19 protein-coding genes and 1 pseudogene are annotated in these 18,045 nt (G+C 63.1%); 12 read left to right on the plus strand and 8 right to left on the minus strand.

Features of this window, described 5'->3' with window-relative positions; translation table 11 throughout:
- Nucleotides 1-34 precede the first annotated feature (34 nt).
- A pseudogene (locus B4400_RS20325) lies at nucleotides 35-999 on the plus strand (SAM-dependent methyltransferase).
- Nucleotides 1,000-1,006: 7 nt separating this feature from the next.
- Here the strand turns inward: B4400_RS20325 and B4400_RS20330 are convergent.
- Nucleotides 1,007-1,579, minus strand: coding sequence for a YdeI/OmpD-associated family protein (locus tag B4400_RS20330; protein ID WP_078312440.1), 573 nt, complete (start codon nucleotides 1,577-1,579; stop codon nucleotides 1,007-1,009).
- 209 nt (nucleotides 1,580-1,788) lie between these two features.
- Here B4400_RS20330 and B4400_RS20335 point away from each other — a divergent pair, with 209 nt between their 5' ends.
- Both B4400_RS20335 and B4400_RS20340 read left to right on the plus strand, forming a co-directional pair.
- Nucleotides 1,789-2,625, plus strand: coding sequence for an arylamine N-acetyltransferase family protein (locus tag B4400_RS20335; RefSeq protein ID WP_078312439.1), 837 nt, complete (start codon nucleotides 1,789-1,791; stop codon nucleotides 2,623-2,625).
- 10 nt (nucleotides 2,626-2,635) lie between these two features.
- Nucleotides 2,636-3,340 carry a methyltransferase family protein gene (locus B4400_RS20340; protein WP_078312438.1) on the plus strand — a complete coding sequence of 235 codons (705 nt, stop codon included), beginning with the start codon at nucleotides 2,636-2,638 and terminating at the stop codon, nucleotides 3,338-3,340.
- Between the two features lie 338 nt (nucleotides 3,341-3,678).
- Here B4400_RS20340 and gyrB read toward each other — a convergent pair whose 3' ends face one another.
- The 7 genes from gyrB to B4400_RS20375 all read right to left on the minus strand — a co-directional run bounded on the left by gyrB (nucleotide 3,679) and on the right by B4400_RS20375 (nucleotide 12,394).
- Entirely contained in the window at nucleotides 3,679-5,706 is a 2,028-nt protein-coding gene (gene gyrB / locus B4400_RS20345; RefSeq protein WP_078314823.1) for a DNA topoisomerase (ATP-hydrolyzing) subunit B, read from the minus strand.
- Nucleotides 5,707-5,919: 213 nt separating this feature from the next.
- Nucleotides 5,920-6,471: a DUF721 family protein gene (locus tag B4400_RS20350; RefSeq protein WP_078312436.1), complete on the minus strand. Its 552-nt coding sequence runs from the start codon at nucleotides 6,469-6,471 to the stop codon at nucleotides 5,920-5,922.
- On the minus strand, nucleotides 6,464-7,612 hold the full coding sequence (recF, locus tag B4400_RS20355) for a DNA replication/repair protein RecF (protein WP_078312435.1): 1,149 nt from the start codon (nucleotides 7,610-7,612) through the stop codon (nucleotides 6,464-6,466). The genes B4400_RS20350 and recF overlap by 8 nt, the downstream gene beginning before the upstream one ends.
- An 18-nt stretch (nucleotides 7,613-7,630) precedes the next feature.
- Nucleotides 7,631-8,524, minus strand: coding sequence for a phosphogluconate dehydrogenase (NAD(+)-dependent, decarboxylating) (gene gnd / locus B4400_RS20360; RefSeq protein WP_078312434.1), 894 nt, complete (start codon nucleotides 8,522-8,524; stop codon nucleotides 7,631-7,633).
- Nucleotides 8,525-8,573: 49 nt separating this feature from the next.
- Nucleotides 8,574-9,773, minus strand: a complete 1,200-nt coding sequence (gene dnaN / locus B4400_RS20365; RefSeq protein WP_078312433.1) for a DNA polymerase III subunit beta — start codon at nucleotides 9,771-9,773, stop codon at nucleotides 8,574-8,576.
- Between the two features lie 691 nt (nucleotides 9,774-10,464).
- Entirely contained in the window at nucleotides 10,465-11,940 is a 1,476-nt protein-coding gene (gene dnaA, locus B4400_RS20370; protein ID WP_078312432.1) for a chromosomal replication initiator protein DnaA, read from the minus strand.
- Nucleotides 11,941-12,094: 154 nt separating this feature from the next.
- A complete protein-coding gene (locus B4400_RS20375) occupies nucleotides 12,095-12,394 on the minus strand; it encodes a hypothetical protein (protein WP_502688420.1) in 300 nt (99 codons plus the stop codon).
- On the opposite strand from B4400_RS20375, the gene B4400_RS24980 reads away from it, so the two are divergent.
- From B4400_RS24980 to B4400_RS20415, 9 genes are all read left to right on the plus strand, one after another.
- Nucleotides 12,293-12,499 (plus strand): hypothetical protein, encoded by a 207-nt coding sequence (locus tag B4400_RS24980; protein WP_286142011.1) that lies wholly within the window; start codon nucleotides 12,293-12,295, stop codon nucleotides 12,497-12,499. The two genes, B4400_RS20375 and B4400_RS24980, sit on opposite strands and share 102 nt — an antisense overlap.
- Before the next feature lie 40 nt (nucleotides 12,500-12,539).
- On the plus strand, nucleotides 12,540-12,683 hold the full coding sequence (gene rpmH, locus B4400_RS20380; protein ID WP_030097696.1) for a 50S ribosomal protein L34: 144 nt from the start codon (nucleotides 12,540-12,542) through the stop codon (nucleotides 12,681-12,683).
- Between the two features lie 24 nt (nucleotides 12,684-12,707).
- A complete protein-coding gene (rnpA, locus tag B4400_RS20385) occupies nucleotides 12,708-13,091 on the plus strand; it encodes a ribonuclease P protein component (RefSeq protein ID WP_078312431.1) in 384 nt (127 codons plus the stop codon).
- The gene (yidD, locus tag B4400_RS20390) at nucleotides 13,088-13,372 is read left to right on the plus strand and encodes a membrane protein insertion efficiency factor YidD (protein ID WP_078289708.1); all 285 of its coding nucleotides are present in this window, start codon (nucleotides 13,088-13,090) and stop codon (nucleotides 13,370-13,372) included. Before rnpA ends, yidD begins: the two co-directional genes overlap by 4 nt.
- Nucleotides 13,365-14,462, plus strand: coding sequence for a membrane protein insertase YidC (yidC, locus tag B4400_RS20395; protein ID WP_078312430.1), 1,098 nt, complete (start codon nucleotides 13,365-13,367; stop codon nucleotides 14,460-14,462). The genes yidD and yidC overlap by 8 nt, the downstream gene beginning before the upstream one ends.
- 41 nt (nucleotides 14,463-14,503) lie before the next feature.
- Nucleotides 14,504-15,049, plus strand: a complete 546-nt coding sequence (locus B4400_RS20400; protein ID WP_078312429.1) for a Jag family protein — start codon at nucleotides 14,504-14,506, stop codon at nucleotides 15,047-15,049.
- A gap of 49 nt (nucleotides 15,050-15,098) precedes the next feature.
- A complete protein-coding gene (gene rsmG, locus B4400_RS20405; RefSeq protein ID WP_078312428.1) occupies nucleotides 15,099-15,812 on the plus strand; it encodes a 16S rRNA (guanine(527)-N(7))-methyltransferase RsmG in 714 nt (237 codons plus the stop codon).
- A gap of 58 nt (nucleotides 15,813-15,870) precedes the next feature.
- On the plus strand, nucleotides 15,871-16,779 hold the full coding sequence (locus B4400_RS20410) for a ParA family protein (RefSeq protein WP_212566664.1): 909 nt from the start codon (nucleotides 15,871-15,873) through the stop codon (nucleotides 16,777-16,779).
- 64 nt (nucleotides 16,780-16,843) lie between these two features.
- The gene (locus B4400_RS20415) at nucleotides 16,844-17,827 is read left to right on the plus strand and encodes a ParB/RepB/Spo0J family partition protein (protein WP_078312426.1); all 984 of its coding nucleotides are present in this window, start codon (nucleotides 16,844-16,846) and stop codon (nucleotides 17,825-17,827) included.
- The last annotated feature ends 218 nt before the right edge of the window (nucleotides 17,828-18,045 follow it).

Genomic DNA, 18,045 nt, shown 5'->3' on the forward strand with positions numbered 1-18,045 from the left:
ATCCCAAGTATCCGGTACTGTTTGTTACGCAGGCATGGGCCGCAACGGGGCGGCCAGAACCGAATGGAGCTGCCAGCCATGACCACTCTGACTTCCGATTTCACCGAGGAATCAACCGGGGAACGGCTACGCCGATGGGCCGACGAGTGGCGGCGCATGGCGGCCGTCGCCGTATCGAACGCCGACGGCCCCAAGACCGGAATGGTCTACGACATCGTCGGCCCGCAGAACTTGTTCGGCGAGGAATCGCTCTTCATCAACTTTGGCTATTGGCGCGATCACCCGACAACACTCGACGAGGCCAGTCGCGATCTCGCGCGCCTGGTTGCCTCCAGTGCCGGGTTCACCTCATCGGATGTGGTGGTCGATTGCGGTTGCGGGTATGGCGATCAAGACATTTTGTGGGCCAACGAGTTCAAGGTGAAGAAGATCACCGGGGTCAACATCGCCGAGGAGCAGATCACAATCTCGACCAGGCGCGTCGCCGAGGCAGGTCTGTCCAAGACGGTCTCCTACGTCAAGGCCTCGGCCACCGATCTGCCGTTCCCCAACGAGTCCTGCACCAAAGTGGTCGCGCTGGAGTCGGCCTTTCACTTTCCCTCGCGTATCGACTTCTTCCGCGAGGCGCTGCGCGTGCTCAAACCCGGGGGCCGATTGGTGACAGCCGATATTGTTCCGCGGCGCACCGCCCTCACCGCACTGGCACGCAATCAGGTAGCACGGAAAGGCTGGCAAGGCGCGCCCGCGGGTGCGGTGCCGTGGGCCGTCGACGTGCAGGGATACCGAGATCTACTGTTGGACACCGGGTTCGCCCGTGCTGAGACGTGGTCGATTGCCGACGATGTCTATCCACCGCTGTCCAAGTTCCTGGCCAAGCGACTGCGCCAGCCGGATATGAAGCACGTCAACCCGTTGTTGCGGGCACAGTTCAACTCGGTGGGGATGCGGCTCTTCTCGCTGCATTCGGACTACATCGTCTCCGTTGCGCACAAGGCGTGAAGGCGCGCTAGGTCAATGTTTTTCCCTCGGCCAGTAGCTCGACGTATTGGACGATCCGCCGGGTGCGGGTCTCCGGCTTCTTGATGGTGGCGAGCCGGAACAGGAACGGCCAGCGTGCCGTTTTGGTCAGCGAGTCGAAGAACCGCTGCGCGTTGGGCTGGGCCCGCAGTGCCTGTGCGAAGTCGTCGGGGACCTCGATGGTGGCCTGCGAGCTGTAGGCGGCGTCCCAGCGACCATCCGCCTTGGCGGCGTCCACCTCACGTGCGCCGGCCGGTCGGACGCGGCCCTCCTTGGTGAGACGTTCGATGTGGCCCACGTTGATCTTCGACCAGGTGCTGCGGGCACGGCGCGGGGTGAACATACGCAAGGTGTACGTCTCGTCGAGCGATTTGGCTTGTCCGTCGATCCAGCCGAAGCAGAGCGCTTCTTCCAGGGCTTCCTTGTGGTTGATGCTGGCGATCCCGCTGGCCTTCTTGGCCATCTTGATCCACACGCCGGGGGAGTCCTCGTGGTTCTCCTCCAGCCAGGTTTCCCAGTCTTGTTGGGAGGCAAAGTAGATGGTGGGACGCTCGACGGCCATGCGGTCACTCTATGGGTGACCAGTGACATCGAACCCTCATGACCGAGCGGTTCCGCACGGCAACATGACAAACCCTCGCCCATCGGCGCTCTCGCGAGCAACGGATCGCGCTCGCACTGGCGCCGCGACCAGCACCGTTCCACCTTTCTGCCAGATATGGTCCGCGGCGCTTCAGCCATTCCACAGAGAACAAGTAGGTTGTCCACACCATGTGGAACGGAGACGAGCTCGAGCTCGACGAATACCTGGCCTTCATAGGCTTCTACGGCGCCCGGTCGCCGTCCTTGGACACCCTGCGCCGCCTGCAGCGCGGACATGTCCTGAACATCAAGTGGGAGAACCTGGATGCGGTGCTGCACAAGCACGTCGCGTTGGATATCCCGACGGTTCAAGCGAAGTTGTTGCGCAGCCCCCGCGGCGGCTACTGCTATGAGCACGTCGCGCTTTTCGCCGCCGTCCTCGAGCGCCTCGGTTTCGACTTCTTTGGCATTCAGGGCCGGGTGCAGATGGGCGCCACCACTATTCGGCCGTCGACCCACGGCATGCTCGTGGTCCAACTTGACGGACAACGATGGCTTTGTGATGTCGGGTTCGGTACCAGTCCACTTGCGCCCATCCGTCTCGTCGACGAAGACGTCATCAGCGATGGGTCCTGGACGTACCAGCTGCGCCGCGGCGAGGTCACACCCGGCGCCGATGGTTGGATCCTGTCGGAGGCCGCCGGGGACGGGACGCAGCCTGGGTGGATGAGCCGGTACACCTTTGTGCTCCAACCTCAGTACCCGATCGACTATCGCGGGGCCAGCTACTTTGTCGCATCGAGTCCTCATTCACCCTTCAGCACAAGAGTTTTCGTACAACGCATAGCACCCGAACACGCGTACATCCTGGACCACCGGGAGCTGCATGCCATTCGGCCCGGCATCGGCAGAGACACTCGGCACCTGACACCCAACGGGGTACTGGTCGCTCTCCAAGAACTCTTCGACATCGAATTGGACGCCGATAACTCGTCCCTGCTGTTGGAGAGGTTGTCCGCGCAGTAAGCGTCGACATATGACTCAGGCCATTCCGTCGAAAAAACGACTGCTGGTCAAGCTGCTCACCGCCAACATCGTCTCGACCGTGGTGCTGGGCGGGTTGATGCTGTTGGCCGCGGGGACGTGGAACTGGCCTCAGCTATGGACCCTGATGATCGAGATCACCGTCCTCAACATCGGCGTGCACCTGTGGCTGCTGAATGAGAACCCTGCGCTGCTGGCGGAGCGGCTTGGTTCACCTCGTCAGCCAGACCAAACGACCTGGGACAAGGTCTTCATGGTGTTTGCGATCGTGGGCATGCCGATCTGGTTCGCCGTGCCGGGGTTCGACCATCGCTGGGGTTGGTCGGACGTTCCCCTATGGGTTGAGGTGATGGGCGCAGTACTCGTCGCCGTCTCGTTGTTGTCGATGATCCTCGTCTTCCGCGCCAACAGCTTTGCCGCACCCATCGTGAAAGTGCAGGCAGCACGAGGACACTCGATCGCCGACACCGGCCCCTACGCGTACGTGCGGCATCCGATGTACGCGGGGGCCATCCCATTCCTCATCGGCATGCCGCTGCTGCTGGGATCCTGGTACGGGCTGATCGGATCAACGGTGACCATCATCGCGCTGGGGTTTCGAGCTGTGGGGGAGGAGCGGTTGCTCACCCGCGAACTCGACGGCTATCCCGAGTACGCGGCTCGCGTCCGCTACCGGCTGGTGCCCGGCTTCTGGTGATCTATCGGCGCCCCCCGCGCCCCATCTGGATCTTGATCCGCGACAAGCCGATCAACTGCGCAACCGACAACCTGCACGGCGCTGCTCCACCCGCAAATTCGATGGAACCGAATCTGGCATACCGGCGTCTCAAGTACTTAGAGGTGGAATCTGGGCACTTCCAAGCTCCTCCCACCCGTTCTTCGGCCCTCCATCGAATCGACGAGCCTCTGCACCTTGCCGATGTACGCCGCTAGATCTTGGACGCCCCCGCCAAACCAGCCAGCTTCTCGGTGTCGACGCTGAACTTTAAGATCAAATTGAATCCGCAACTATCTCGCCGGTTCGACTGACGACCACTACACGTCGAGGAAGCGCACGTCCCTGGCGTTTCGGGTGATGAAGCTGCGGCGCGCCTCGACGTCCTCGCCCATCAGAATCGAGAACAGCTCATCGGCCGCGGCGGCATCATCGAGGGTCACCTGACGCAGCACGCGCACGGACGGATCCATGGTGGTCTCCCACAGTTCCTTGGCGTCCATCTCGCCCAGACCCTTGTATCGCTGGATGCCGTCGTCCTTGTTGATCTTCTTGCCAGCCTTGAGCCCGGCTTCCATCAACCCATCGCGCTCGCGATCCGAGTACGCGAACTCGGGCAGGGAGCGCTGCCACTTGAGCTTGTACAGCGGCGGCTGCGCCAGGAAGATGTGTCCGTGCTCGACCAGCGGGCGCATGAACCGGAACAGCAGCGTCAGCAGCAGCGTCGAAATGTGTTGGCCGTCAACGTCGGCGTCGGCCATCAGCACGATCTTGTGATACCGCAGCTTGGCGAGATCGAACTCGTCGTGAATACCGGTGCCGAGCGCCGTGATGATCGCCTGGACTTCCGTGTTCTTCAAAACCCGGTCGATACGGGCCTTTTCGACGTTGATGATCTTGCCGCGCAGCGGCAGAATCGCCTGGAACATCGAGTCGCGGCCGCTCTTGGCCGAACCACCGGCCGAGTCGCCCTCCACCACATACAGTTCGGACTTGGATGGATCGGTGGAGCGGCAGTCGGCCAGCTTGCCGGGCAGCCCGCCGATATCGGTGGCGCTCTTGCGGCGGACCAGCTCGCGTGCCTTGCGCGCTGCGATACGCGCCTGCGCCGACGAAACCGCCTTATTTACAACAGTTTTCGCGTCGGCGGGGTTCGAGTCGAACCAGTGCTGCAGCTGCTCGTTACACACCTTCTGCACAAACGACTTGACCTCGGTGTTACCCAGCTTGGTCTTGGTCTGACCCTCGAACTGCGGCTCGCCCACCTTCACCGAGATGACCGCGGCCAAGCCCTCACGAATGTCATCGCCGGTGAGGTTGGTGTCCTTCTCCTTGAGGAGCTTCTTCTCCTTGGCGTACTTGTTGACCACCGTCGTGAGCGCCGCGCGGAATCCTTCCTCGTGCGTACCGCCCTCGTGGGTGTTGATGGTGTTGGCGAAGGTGTGCACCGACTCGGAGTAGCCGGCGTTCCACTGCATCGCGATCTCCACCTCATGGCCCTCGCCCTTGCCGGAGAAGTCGACGATGGTGGAGTGGATAGCTGATTTGGTGCGGTTGATGTGCTTGACGAAGTCGACCAAGCCGTCGGGGTAGTGGAAGACGCGGTTCTTAACCTTATGCGGCGCAGCTGATTCCGCAGCCTGCTCTTCTGCTGTTTTGGGTGCCTCAGCGGTATCGCTGACCACTTCATCCGTCACATCCGCGTTGCTCACTCGCTCGTCGGTGAGCTTGATGGTCAGGCCCTTGTTGAGGAAGGCCTGCTCTTGCAAACGCCTGGCGACCGTCTCGAAGTCGTAGGTAGTGGTCTCGAAGATGTTCGGATCCGCCCAGAATCGGACCGTGGTGCCCGTCTTCTTGGTGGCGGCGCCCTGCTGCAGCGTTCCCGGCACGGACGCGGTGTACACCTGCTGCCACTCGTGCCCGTCACGCAGGATCTCCAACTCAACCTTTGTCGAGAGCGCGTTCACCACGGAGATACCCACACCGTGCAGACCGCCGGACACTGCGTAGGAGTCCGAGTCGAACTTGCCTCCGGCGTGCAGCTGCGTCATAACGACGTCGACAGTCGGGATTCCGGAGGCATGCATGGCCACCGGGATACCGCGGCCGTCGTCCTTGACCTGGATACCGCCGTCCTCAAGCATCGTCACCTCGACAGTGGTGGCATACCCGGCCATCGCCTCATCGACGGAGTTATCGACAACTTCCCAGATCAGATGATGCAAACCGCGCTCACCGGTGGACCCGATGTACATGCCCGGGCGTTTCCGGACCGCCTCGAGCCCCTCTAGGATGGTGATCGAGTCGGCACTGTATTCGCTCTTGGCACTCTTCTTCGGCGCAGCCACGATCGACTTTGTCTCCTGTCTGGAAGTAACGACTCTCGCGGGCCATAGACCCAGCGATCCGTGTTAGCACCATCCTACTGGTCTGTACCGACGGCACCTAGTTTCAGGGCATGTTTCATCCCCTCTATTTACGCCGTCCGTCGCATATCTCGGATTGACCCGTGTCAGGACGCTCTGGACACCGGTTCCATCGCGCGACGCGGCGATGAGCCCTCAGCCGTAGGTGTCGCGCGGACCGCGTCCGGCGATATGCCGGGGGCCCTTGCGCCAGGACGGCGCGGTCGGTCCGGAGATCTTCAAACTGGTCACCACACCGTCTCCGACGGCCGCCGCGATCTTCGCCAGCAGCTGTGCCTGCACCAGCCGCAGCTGTGTCGCCCACGCCGTGGACTCCGCAGCCACCGTCAGCACACCCTCGTTCAAGGCGGTCGGTGTCGCGTGTGCGGCGATCTGCTCACCGACGACGGCATCCCACCGTCCAAACACGGCGCCCTCGGACACCCGCGAGGACCATCCGCGCCGGTTCGCCAAATCTCCTGCGGCCCTTCCCAACAGCTGTGGGTCTCGGGCATCGGGACCTGGGCCCGACCAGGTGCGTCGCCCTCCAGCCACCGTGCGGCGCTGCTGCGGAGATCTACCGCCCCTGCCGACGTCTTTGCCCTGCTGCTTAGCCGCACCGCGGGCTTCTTCAAGCACCCGGCGCACCAAATCCATCCCTGTCACCCCGGCCAAGTGCTCCGGCGGCCAGGCCTCTTCCTCACTCATACGCCACCGACTTTCGTCCCGAGGAATCTTCCTGCACATCGACGGTAACGGTGCGTGCCAACAATTCCTCGGGAACATCGTCGGGAACTGCCGCCGTCACCAGAACCTGCTCCGCATCGGCGGCCACGGTGGCCAAAGACCGACGCCGGGCGCCATCCAATTCCGCGAACACATCGTCGAGCATCAGGAGCGGATCGGTGCCGTCGGAGCGGAGCAGGTCAAAGGCCGCCAAGCGCAAGGCCAACGCGAACGACCACGATTCCCCGTGACTGGCGAACCCCTTGGCCGGTCCGTCCCCCAGCCGCAGTTCCAGGTCATCGCGATGCGGTCCCACCAGGCAGACGCCTCGCTCAATCTCCGCCGACCGTTTGGCCACCAACCCCGCGTGCAACGCGTCCGCGAGATGCTGCACCGACAGCTCCCCCTCGACGCCCGCCACGCTGCTGCGGTACGCAATACCCGCGGGCCGCGACGCCGGCGCCAGCAGTTGATACGACTTCTCCACCAGCGGCCGCAACTCACCCACCAATTCGATACGGGCAGAAAGTAATTCGGCGCCATGGGCCACGAGCTGCCCATCCCACACGTCGAGGGTGTCCAGCACGCTTTGATCGTTGCGTTGCCGTAGGGCTGCCCCAGCGGTCTTGAGCAGCGCGGTGCGCTGCCGGAGTACCTTGTCGTAGTCGGCACGCACACCCGCCACTCGGGGCCGGCGCTGAATCAACAGGTCGTCGAGGAAACGCCGCCGATCGGAAGGGTCGCCGCGCACCAGGGACAGGTCTTCGGGTGCGAACAACACCGCGTGCAGGATCCCGACGATCTCCCGGGGACTGCGAACAGGAGATCGGTTGATCCGGGCCTTGTTGGCCCGACCCGCAGCAATTTCGAGGTCGACAGCCAGCTCTCGACCCTCGTTCACGACGATGGTCGATACGACCGCGCGCTCGGCACCGTTGCGGACTAGGGGTGCATCAGTAGCTACCCGGTGAGACCCCAGAGTGGATGAATACCACAGGGCCTCAACGAGATTCGTTTTGCCGTAGCCGTTGGGTCCCACGAACACCGTGCGCCCGGGCTCGAGCTCCAGGTCGACTCGCTCCCACGACCGGAAATCCCGCAATCCCAGCTGTCGTACGTACACCTAGTCCACGCGCCTGCCTTAGCCGGAGAGACCGACGCGCTTGACCGCGTGGCCGCCGAACTGGTTGCGCAGTGCCGAAACCGCCTTCATCGCGGGCGAATCCTCCTGCCGCGAGGCGAATCGCGCGAACAAAGATGCTGCGATAACCGGAACGGGAACCCGGTGGTTGATGGCCTCTTCCACCGTCCAGCGGCCCTCGCCAGAATCCTCGGTGTATCCCGAAATCGCGTCGAAGCCGGGGTCTTCCTTCAACGCCTTGGCCAACAAATCCAGCAGCCAGGATCGCACCACAGTGCCCTTGGTCCAGGCCTGCAGCACGGCCTGTACATCGGTGATCAGCGGCTCGGCGGCCAGCAGCTCGTATCCCTCGGCGTAGGCATGCATGAGCCCATACTCGATGCCGTTGTGGATCATCTTCGCGTAATGGCCCGCACCCACCGGTCCGGCATGCACGAAACCGTCCGCACGGTCACCCTCCGGCCGCAACGTGTCGAAGATCGGCATCGCACGAGCGACGTCCGCGTCACTGCCTCCGACCATCAATCCGTAACCATTGTCCTTGCCCCACACTCCGCCGGAGACACCCGCGTCGATATATCCAATTCCCTTGGCGGCCAACAAATCTGCGTTGGGCTTATCCTCGGTGAACCGTGAATTACCGCCGTCGATGACGAGGTCGCCTTCAGACAACTCGTCAGCGAGCTCGGCGATCGTCTGCTGGGTGACGGGCCCGGACGGCACCATCACCCACACAACACGTGGCGCCTCGAGTGCCTCCGCCAACGCTTTGAGCGACGGCACATCGGTGACCTCCGGGCGGGGGTCGTACCCGATGACCTCATGCTCGCCGGCCCGCAGCCGATCGCGCATGTTGAAACCCATCTTGCCCAGCCCAACCAAACCTAGCTGCATGACCCATAACCTCCGATGACCAGTACGTATGCCGTTTGGGGCGCAAGCCCTAGCCGGGCAGGCGCACCGGCATCAATAGATACACATAGTCAGTTTGCGCTGCCGTGAACGGCCCGGTGCCTTCTGGGGAGCTTTGATCGTCTTCCGTAGGACGCAGCACCGCCGGGCGGCTGGGTGTGGTGAAACCGAAAGTCACCCGGCTCGAGTGCAGCGACCCCAGCCCGTCGGTCAGGTAGGTCGGGTTGAAGGCGATGGTCAGCGGTTCACCAACGAACTCAACATCCAGCTCTTCCTCGGCGCGACCCACATCGTCAGCGCCCGCCGACAGACGCAGCAGCCCCGGCTCAAATTCCAGCCGGATCTGCGCTCCACGATCAGCAACCAGCGCAACACGTTTGATGGCTTCGACCAACTCAGCAATGGCAATCGTCGCCAAGGCGGTGTGCTCGGTCGGCAACAACTGGCGGAACTTGGGGAATTCGGCGTCAAGGAGGCGGGTGGTGCTGCGCTTGCCGTTGCTGACAATTCCGAGCAGGCCCTCGGATCCGATGGCCGAACCGGCTCCTAGCGCAAGCTGCACATCTGACCCGCTCGATGCCGACTTTGCCGCTTCGGACAACGTCTTGGCCGGTACCAGCACGGCGGCGTTGATCTCACCTGCGCCCGAGGTCCACTTCAGCTCGCGAACTGCCAAGCGGAATCGGTCGGTTGCCGCCAAAACCACTGTGTCGCCATTGATTTCAACACGGATACCGGTAAGCATCGGAAGGGTGTCGTCCTTGCCCGCGGCGACCGCGACCTGACCGATCGCCTCCGAGAACACGTCGGCACCCAGTGCACCGGTCTCCTCCGGCAGCGAAGGCAGTGCCGGGTAATCCTCGACCGGCATGCTCGGCAGCGAGAACTTCGCGCTTCCGCAGCTGATCAGCAGCCGCGTGCCCTCCAGGGCTACATCGACCGGCTTGTTGGGCAGTGATCGCGTGATATCCGAGAGCAATCGGCCCGATACGAGCGCGCTACCGGAGGCTGCGACCTCGGCCGGCACCTGTACCTGTGAGGAAACTTCGTAATCGAAGCCCGACAACCTCAAACCGGCGTCATGCGCGGTCAGCAGCACACCCGCCAGCACCGGAACCGTCGGCCGGGAGGGCAGACTCCGCGCGACCCACGCCACCGAATCGGCGAAGTCATCACGCGCGACCCTGAACTTCAGGCTGGTGTCTGCGGCAGTGGGGCTCGCAAGATCCATGAATACCCTTCGCTTCCTCGTCGTCCAGGTCGGACTGTCTTCACACAAAAATCCCTGATAGCCATCGTGGCACGTCCGGGTGACAGTGTTGACAGCGCATCGGCGGCCGTCCGGCATGGGCCGGGGCACCGTGCACAAGTCCTGTCACTCGGAGTGGGAAGCCGACTGGCCACGCGGCTTCCGAAGCACAACCGTAGATGCTTTCGACGCATCGGGAAAGCGGATCGGTCTCTCGAAAGATCCCTTTCGTCCATCGTTCGGTTACCGGCTCGACCAACCATGTTGACGCGTCCATCCACACAGCTGCTTTTAAAGAGGAAGATTAGATAGAGATTTAAGCAGTATTAGTAGGTGCTGTGGAATCTGTGGACAGACAAGTGTTGTCGCATGACAGAGGCCCAGCCGGGGTGTCAGGGGATTGTGGATTCAGACGCGGTTCTCAGCCGGCGGGTGTGGACCAGATGTCGTTCGTTCAGCAACCCCCAATCGATTCCAGGTTTGCCCCACAGCAGTCCACAGTCCTGTGCACAACCTTCACTGGTGTGGATGTGACGTGTGAGCCACACGAGGTGACAAAAAATCGTCGAGAAAAATGTTGAAAAGTCTTGAAATACGCGCGTGTTGAGCGCCGGAATGGGTGCGGCGCGACAAAGAACCCGGCCACGCGGGCCGGGTTAGGTGAACAACTGGGTCAGTGGCGGGAGCGCTGACGGATCCGCGCGGTGAGCTCCTTGACGTGATCGAAAACCTCACGCCGCTGAGCCATTTCGCCACGTACCTTCTTGTCGGCGTACATGACGGTGGTGTGGTCGCGCCCGAACGTCTGGCCGATCTTGGGCAGTGACAGGTCGGTGAGCTCGCGACACAGGTACATGGCGATCTGGCGTGCCTGTGCCAGCGCCCGCGTCTTACCGGGCCCACGAAGCTCTTCCAGGGTGGTATCGAAGTACTCGGCCGTGACGGCCATGATCGTGGCCGCGCTGATCTGGATGGCGTTGGAGTCCGGGATGAGGTCGCGCAGCACGATCTCGGCCAACGACAACTCGATGGGGGACTTGTTCAGCGATGCGAACGCCGTCACCCGGATCAGGGCGCCTTCGAGCTCACGGATATTGCGCTCGATCCGGCTCGCGATGAGCTCGAGCACGTCGTCGGGGACGTCGAGCCGATCCATTTGCGCCTTCTTGCGCAGGATCGCGATCCGAGTTTCCAGTTCGGGGGGCTGGACATCGGTGATGAGACCCCATTCGAAGCGGGTGCGCAGCCGGTCCTCGAGGGTGGCCAGGCCCTTCGGCGGCCGGTCCGAGGAGATCACAATCTGCTTGTTGGCGTTGTGCAAGGTGTTGAAGGTGTGGAAGAACTCTTCCTGGATACCTTCCTTGCCCTCGATGAACTGGATGTCGTCGACCAGGAGAACATCGATGTCGCGGTAGCTGCGTTTGAACGCGACCCGACGGTCATCGCGCAAAGAATTGATGAAGTCGTTGGTGAACTCTTCGGTGGACACGTACTTGACACGCATACCGGGGAACAGGCGCTGAGCGTAGTTGCCCGCGGCATGGAGCAGATGCGTCTTGCCCAACCCGGATTCGCCCCAGATGAACAACGGGTTGTAGGCCCGAGCGGGGGCTTCGGAAACGGCGACGGCGGCGGCGTGGGAGAACCGGTTGGACGCGCCGATGACGAAAGATTCGAAGGTGTAGCGCGAATTGAGGCTCGTGTCCGGGGTTTCTGCCTTGTCGGCTCCGCCAGGACGGTTGATGAAGTACGACGGCCACGATTCGTGTGCGCTAGCAAGCGCCTCGGTGGTCTCGTCAACCTCGTCGAGCTCGAGTTCTGGAGCTGCTCCGGCGACCTCTGGATCTTCGCCAGGAGCCGGCGCCGCGATCCGGACACCCAGTTCGACGTTCTCGCCGAGCCTTCGGGAAAGAGCCTCCACAATGGGTCCGCGCAGGTGCCGTTCGATCTCGTTTTGCACGAAGCTGGACGGCACGGAAAGCAGCGCGAAGCCCTCGGCCATCGTGAGTGGTTTGACCAGAGTGAGCCAGGCGCGCTGCTGCGGCGTCAACGGCGGAAAACTGGACAGATATCGATTGTCGTCACCGTTGAGCTCTGCGACGACGGTATTCCATACCGCCGTGAACTGGGAATTCAGTTCATCAGTCAACGGCGAGCATCTCTCTTACTGGAGGGGACACGTCGACATTAGCCCCTTTTCAATGATCGGTCGTGGCTTTCCACACGGTTATCCACACCTGTGGACAACAAAGCAGACCACCATGATGGTGATCAGTGTGCGCATACCAGGAGATCACGTCAGATCACCTGTCCGGGGGACCGGCTAGTCGGTGTCCGACCGCGATCGGCATCGGCCCGTGTGGGTGGTTCCGATGTGTTCGCCCGGTGGAAACGGCATTCGCAGAAGCTAACAGTTTTTGTTCCGCGCTGCCAACCGATCCAGAGACATCGGTGACAACTTTCGTAAAGGTGACAGACTCCTGTGCAGAGGGGATACGCGTGTGACGACTGTGATCAGTTTGACCGGCGACGAGCAGGTCAGTACCCTCAAACAGTCGCCCGAACGTTGGCGGCTCGGCCGCGAACCGCACGTCATCAGGGATGAAACCCGAGATTCCGTAGGCACCGCGCCGGTGGCGAGTGAGAAGTACCAACGGACTGATGCGTCTCAGCACATCGCGTGCGTCGTGAACGAGCGTCGTGAGTGATGTCAGTTGAGGGCGTGACGGACATGAAGGAGTAGTAGCGGTGGCAAAGGGCAAGCGGACCTTCCAGCCAAACAATCGGCGTCGCGCGCGCACCCACGGTTTTCGGTTGCGCATGCGCACCCGCGCCGGCCGCGCGATCATTGCGGTCCGGCGTCGTAAGGGCCGCAAGGAACTGACCGCCTGAGTTTCGGGCGCGGGTAGGTAGTCGGTGTTACCGACTCGACACCGGATGACTAAATCATCCGAATTCCGGCAGACCGTCAAGCGTGGAGTGCGAAGTGCCCACGCGGACTTGGTGATTCACCTCCAGCGTGGGTGCGTGGGCTCTACACCCGGGCAGGCTGAGGGTCCCAAGATCGGTCTGATCGTCGGAAAGTCGGTCGGTGGAGCAGTGGTACGCCACCGGGTGTCCCGCCGGCTTCGGCATGTCGCCGCAGAAGTGCTGTCCGGACTTGAACCGGTTGATCGCATGGTCATCAGGGCACTGCCGAGCAGCGGCACCGCACTGTCGGCCAGTCTGCGTCAGCAATTGCGAGACGGAATCGATCGGTCGGTACGACGGCAGGAACCAGCGCCAGAACGGCAGCGATGAGAAGCCGTCCGGCGCGGGCCGTGATCTTTCTGATCCGCCTGTACCAGACCTGGATCTCACCGATGCGGTTGCCGAGTTGCCGATTTATGCCGACCTGTAGTCAGTACGCGGTCGAGGCACTGAGTGTGCACGGACTGGTCCGCGGCGGTTGGTTGGCGACAATCCGCTTACTGAAGTGTGGGCCGTGGCATCACGGTGGGTGGGATCCGATCCCTGAACGCCATACCAAGCACGGGGACGTAGAGCACGCGAGCGTGCGGAGGAGTACAGCGGATGTTTGATTGGTTCAGTCTCGGGTTCATCTATTACCCGGTCTCGGCGATCATGTGGGTTTGGTACAAGCTGTTCGCGTACCTGTTGGGTCCGAAGAACTTCTTCGCGTGGGCGCTGTCGGTGATGTTCCTCGTGTTCACCCTGCGCGCGATTCTGTACAAGCCGTTTGTGCGGCAGATCCGGACCACGCGGCAGATGCAAGAGCTTCAGCCACAAATCAAGGCGCTGCAGAAGAAGTACAAGAACGACCGCCAGCGCATGGCGCTGGAGATGCAGAAGCTGCAGCGCGATCACGGCTTCAACCCGATCCTGGGATGTCTGCCCATGCTGGCGCAGATTCCGGTCTTCTTGGGCCTCTTCCATGTGCTGCGCTCGTTCAACCGAACTACCGGTGGCTTCGGCCAGGTGCATATGTCGGTGGAGGCGAACCGCGCCACCGGTAACTACATTTTCAGCGCGGGCGATGTCGCCAACTTCCTAGACGCCAACCTGTTCGGGGCGCCGCTGGGCGCGACCATGATTCAGACGACAGGTCTGGACGCCTTCACCGAATTCAATAGGTGGGCCGTCGCGGGCGTCGCGGTGCCATTGATGATCCTCGCGGGTGTTGCGACCTACTTCAACAGCCGGGCATCGATCGCGCGTCAGAGCCCTGAGGCCCAAGCCAACCCGCAGACCCAAATCATGAACCGGTTGGCGCTGTACGTCTTCCCGCTGGGCGTGGTGGTCGGCGGACCGTTCCTGCCGCTGGCGATCATCCTGTACTGGGTGGCGAACAACATCTGGACGTTCGGGCAGCAGCACTATGTCTTCAATAACATCGCCAAAGAAGAAGAAGAGAAGAAGCAGGCGGATCTGGAGCGGCGGGCGGCCAACGCCCCGAAGCCGGGTGCCAAGCCAACACGCGGCGGCAAGAACCAGGCGACCAAACAAGCAGACGAGTCCGACAACAACGCAGATGGCGTCGAGGTTGCGGAGTCCGATGGTACGGACGAGGACACCGGGGGACAGGCTTCCCCGAACTCCACAAATGGATCAGGCACGACGAGCCGCACCCCAAAGCCGGGTGCTCGGCCCGACCGTCGCCGCAAGCGCTAACCGCCCGCGATTCTGCACGGGCGTGACAAAGGAGAAGAACGATGACTGATCTGGACACGCAGGCCGAGGAGACCACCGCCGAGGTCGACGCCGCACCCGAGGGTGAGACACGTACCGGAGATCTTGAAGAACGTCTGGTTGCCGAGGGCGAGATCGCCGGCGATTACCTCGAGGAGCTTCTGGACCTCCTCGACTTCGATGGTGACATCGATCTGGATGTGGAAGGCGATCGCGCGATCGTCAGCATCGATGGTGGCGGCGATCTGACGAAGCTCGTGGGCCGCAAGGGCGAGGTGCTCGACGCGCTCCAGGAGTTGACCCGCCTGGCGGTGCAGCAGAAGTCCGGTGAGCGCAGTCGCCTCATGCTCGACATCGCGAACTGGCGCGGTCGGCGCCGCGACGAGCTCGCGGCACTGGGCACCAAGATCGCTCAGCAGGTGCTGGAGTCCGGCGAGCGCGAGGAGCTGGCGCCGATGACCCCGTTCGAGCGCAAGATCGTGCACGACGCTGTGGCGGCTGTCGATGGCGTGCACAGTGAGAGCGAAGGCGTGGAGCCGTCGCGCCGCGTCGTCGTCCTGCACGACTGACCGCCACTAAATCTCATCCATGTAATTCTGCGGCCGCGCTCCGGGAGGAATGTTTCACGTGAAACACGGCGAGACCCTCCCGGTGCCGGAGGCCGCAGCTGAGGTATTCGGTGAGCGACTTCCGGTCGCCATCGAGTACGTCGACGCTCTCGCCACGATTGGTGTGGAGCGGGGTCTGATTGGGCCCCGCGAGGCCGACCGATTGTGGGAGCGCCACATTCTCAATAGCGCGGTCCTGGGCGAGCTACTCGACCCCGCGGAGCGAGTGATCGATGTCGGCAGCGGCGCCGGACTGCCGGGCATTCCGTTGGGTATCGCACGCCCCGATGTAGATATCGTTCTTGTCGAGCCGATGCTGCGCCGCACGGACTTCCTTCGTGAAATGATCGAGAGGCTGGGGCTGACCAACGTATCGGTGATGCGTGGTCGGGCTGAGGAGCCGAGTGTCGTGGCGGCGGTTGGCGGGGCGGACGCGGTCACCTCTCGGGCGGTCGCGGCACTCGACAAGATCGGCCGCTGGTCCCTCCCCTTGACGCGGGTCGGCGGACGCATGCTGGCGATCAAAGGTGATCGCGCCGATGAAGAAGTGCAGCAGTTCGGTAGTGCGCTGAGCCTGCTCGGTGCCGACGATGTGAGGGTGGTGCAATGTGGCACGCGGTACCTCGATCCGCCCACCACGGTGGTGGTCGCGCGGCGGAAAGAATGCGGCGGAGACCGCCGACGGGGGAGCTCCCGCGGCGGGATGCGAAAGCGGAGCCGATGAGCATCCGATCAAGGAGACGACAGTGAGTAGCGACGATGTTTCACGTGAAACCGGCGCAGTGGGTGACGGCCACCGATCGCCCACCAACTTCGAGGAGTCGGAGACTCCCATCGGTGCGGCCGCTCAGCGCGCGACCCAAATCAAGCAAGGATCGGTGCGACTTCCGAAGCCGGCGCATCGCAGGATGCTGACGATCGCCAACCAGAAGGGTGGCGTCGGGAAGACCACGACCGCGGTGAACCTCGCCGCGGCGATGGCGATGCAGGGGCTCAATGTTCTGGTGATCGACCTCGATCCCCAGGGCAACGCCAGCACAGCGCTGGGCGCGGATCACCGTGCGGGCACCCCGTCCTCTTACGAGGTTCTCCTCGGCGAGATCCCCATCAAGGACGCCATTCAATCCAGCCCGCAGAGCGAGCACCTGTTCTGCGTCCCGGCGACGATCGACCTCGCCGGCGCGGAGATCGAGTTGGTCTCGATGGTCGCTCGTGAAGGACGGCTGCGCGGTGCGATCGCCGGGCTGCCCGCCGACGCCTTCGACTTCGTCTTCATCGACTGCCCGCCGTCTCTGGGTCTGTTGACGGTCAACGCGCTCGTCGCCGCGAACGAAGTGCTGATCCCCATCCAGTGCGAGTACTACGCACTCGAGGGTGTGGGGCAGCTGCTGCGCAACATCGAACTTGTCCAGGCGCACCTGAATCCCGCGCTGCATGTCTCGACGATTCTGCTGACCATGTATGACGGCAGGACCAAGCTCGCGGATCAGGTGGCAGATGAGGTGCGTAGTCACTTCGGCCCGAAGGTGCTGGGCTCGGTCATCCCGCGCAGCGTCAAGGTGTCCGAGGCGCCGGGATACGGGACCAGTGTCCTCGAGTACGACCCGGGTTCACGTGGTGCGCTGAGTTACCTGGATGCCGCGCGCGAACTCGCGCAGCGCCCGAGCCCGTCGGCGAGTGATCCGCAATGAGCGGCGTGCGCTACGGGAAGATGATCACGTGTACCGAGTGGATGCGAAAAGGGAGAAGTAACCGATGAGTCAATCGCCAGCATCACGGCGTAAGGGCGGACTCGGCCGAGGCCTGGCATCCCTGATCCCGACCGCACCGGTCGACGGCTCGCCCACCCCGTCGGGCCCACGGTTGGGCGACGCGGCGGCCGATGTGGTCATCGGTGGCGGGCCCACGGCTCCGGCGGCGCCATCGGTCGATATCGGCGCGGTCTACCGCGAGATCCCGGTGACGGCCATCAAGCCCAATCCCAAGCAGCCGCGCCAGGTGTTCGACGAGGAGGCGCTCGCCGAGCTGGTCCACTCCATCCGCGAGTTCGGCGTGATGCAGCCGATCGTGGTGCGCGTGGCTGAGGGCGGCGACTATCAATTGGTCATGGGGGAGCGGCGGTGGCGCGCCACCCAACAGGCGGGCCTGGACACCATCCCGGCGATCGTCCGCGAGACGGCCGATGACAATCTGCTTCGCGATGCACTGCTCGAGAACATCCATCGGGCACAGCTGAACCCCTTGGAAGAGGCCGCTGCCTACCAACAGCTTCTCGATGAGTTCGAAGTAACGCACGAGGAACTGGCCGCCCGGATCGGCCGGTCGCGACCGGTGATCTCCAACATGATCCGACTGCTGCGTCTGCCCATCGCGGTACAGCGCAGGGTCGCGGCGGGTGTGCTGTCGGCCGGACATGCGCGTGCGCTGCTCGCCCTCGATGGTGGAGCCGAGGCGCAGGAGGAGCTCGCCGCCCGGATCGTGGCGGAGGGGATGTCGGTGCGTGCCGCGGAGGAGGCGGTGACGCTGGCGAACCGCAGCGATGCCCCCAAGCCGGCTCCGCGTCGCAAGCCGATCCAGATGCCGGGTCTTCAGGATGTCGCCGAGCGACTGTCGGGTACCTTCGACACCCGTGTGACGGTGAGCCTGGGGAAGCGCAAGGGCAAGATCGTCGTCGAGTTCGGTTCGGTCGAGGATTTGCAGCGAATTGTCGACATGATGTCCGGCGAGGCCACGTCCTAACCCACAGGGGAAAAACGTCACAGTGACGTGAAGCCCGCCAAAATCCGGCCGAGTCACGAAAGCGGTTGGTAAATAAGGGGTTTCGGCGCTGCGGGGTGGCCCTTTGCTTGGCCGCGGCTCCGGTGACGGTTTCGGCGCAGCACGACGGGGCCGGCGGGTGCCAAACCAGAAATTTCGCATATCCTTGAGGGGTTGCCGGACGCATGAGGCGTACCGCG

It is taken from the genome of Mycobacterium sp. D16Q13 (assembly GCF_002013375.1).
Lineage (GTDB): Bacteria > Actinomycetota > Actinomycetes > Mycobacteriales > Mycobacteriaceae > Mycobacterium.

Excerpts from the sequence above, each read along its gene's own strand:
- B4400_RS20330 (WP_078312440.1), bottom strand. The coding sequence starts at position 1,579 with ATGGCCGTCGAGCGTCCCACCATCTACTTTGCCTCCCAACAAGACTGG.
- B4400_RS20335 (WP_078312439.1), top strand. The coding sequence starts at position 1,789 with ATGTGGAACGGAGACGAGCTCGAGCTCGACGAATACCTGGCCTTCATA.
- B4400_RS20340 (WP_078312438.1), top strand. The coding sequence starts at position 2,636 with ATGACTCAGGCCATTCCGTCGAAAAAACGACTGCTGGTCAAGCTGCTC.
- B4400_RS20350 (WP_078312436.1), bottom strand. The coding sequence starts at position 6,471 with ATGAGTGAGGAAGAGGCCTGGCCGCCGGAGCACTTGGCCGGGGTGACA.
- gnd (WP_078312434.1), bottom strand. The coding sequence starts at position 8,524 with ATGCAGCTAGGTTTGGTTGGGCTGGGCAAGATGGGTTTCAACATGCGC.
- dnaN (WP_078312433.1), bottom strand. The coding sequence starts at position 9,773 with ATGGATCTTGCGAGCCCCACTGCCGCAGACACCAGCCTGAAGTTCAGG.
- yidD (WP_078289708.1), top strand. The coding sequence starts at position 13,088 with ATGAGAAGCCGTCCGGCGCGGGCCGTGATCTTTCTGATCCGCCTGTAC.
- yidC (WP_078312430.1), top strand. The coding sequence starts at position 13,365 with ATGTTTGATTGGTTCAGTCTCGGGTTCATCTATTACCCGGTCTCGGCG.
- B4400_RS20400 (WP_078312429.1), top strand. The coding sequence starts at position 14,504 with ATGACTGATCTGGACACGCAGGCCGAGGAGACCACCGCCGAGGTCGAC.
- rsmG (WP_078312428.1), top strand. The coding sequence starts at position 15,099 with ATGTTTCACGTGAAACACGGCGAGACCCTCCCGGTGCCGGAGGCCGCA.
- B4400_RS20415 (WP_078312426.1), top strand. The coding sequence starts at position 16,844 with ATGAGTCAATCGCCAGCATCACGGCGTAAGGGCGGACTCGGCCGAGGC.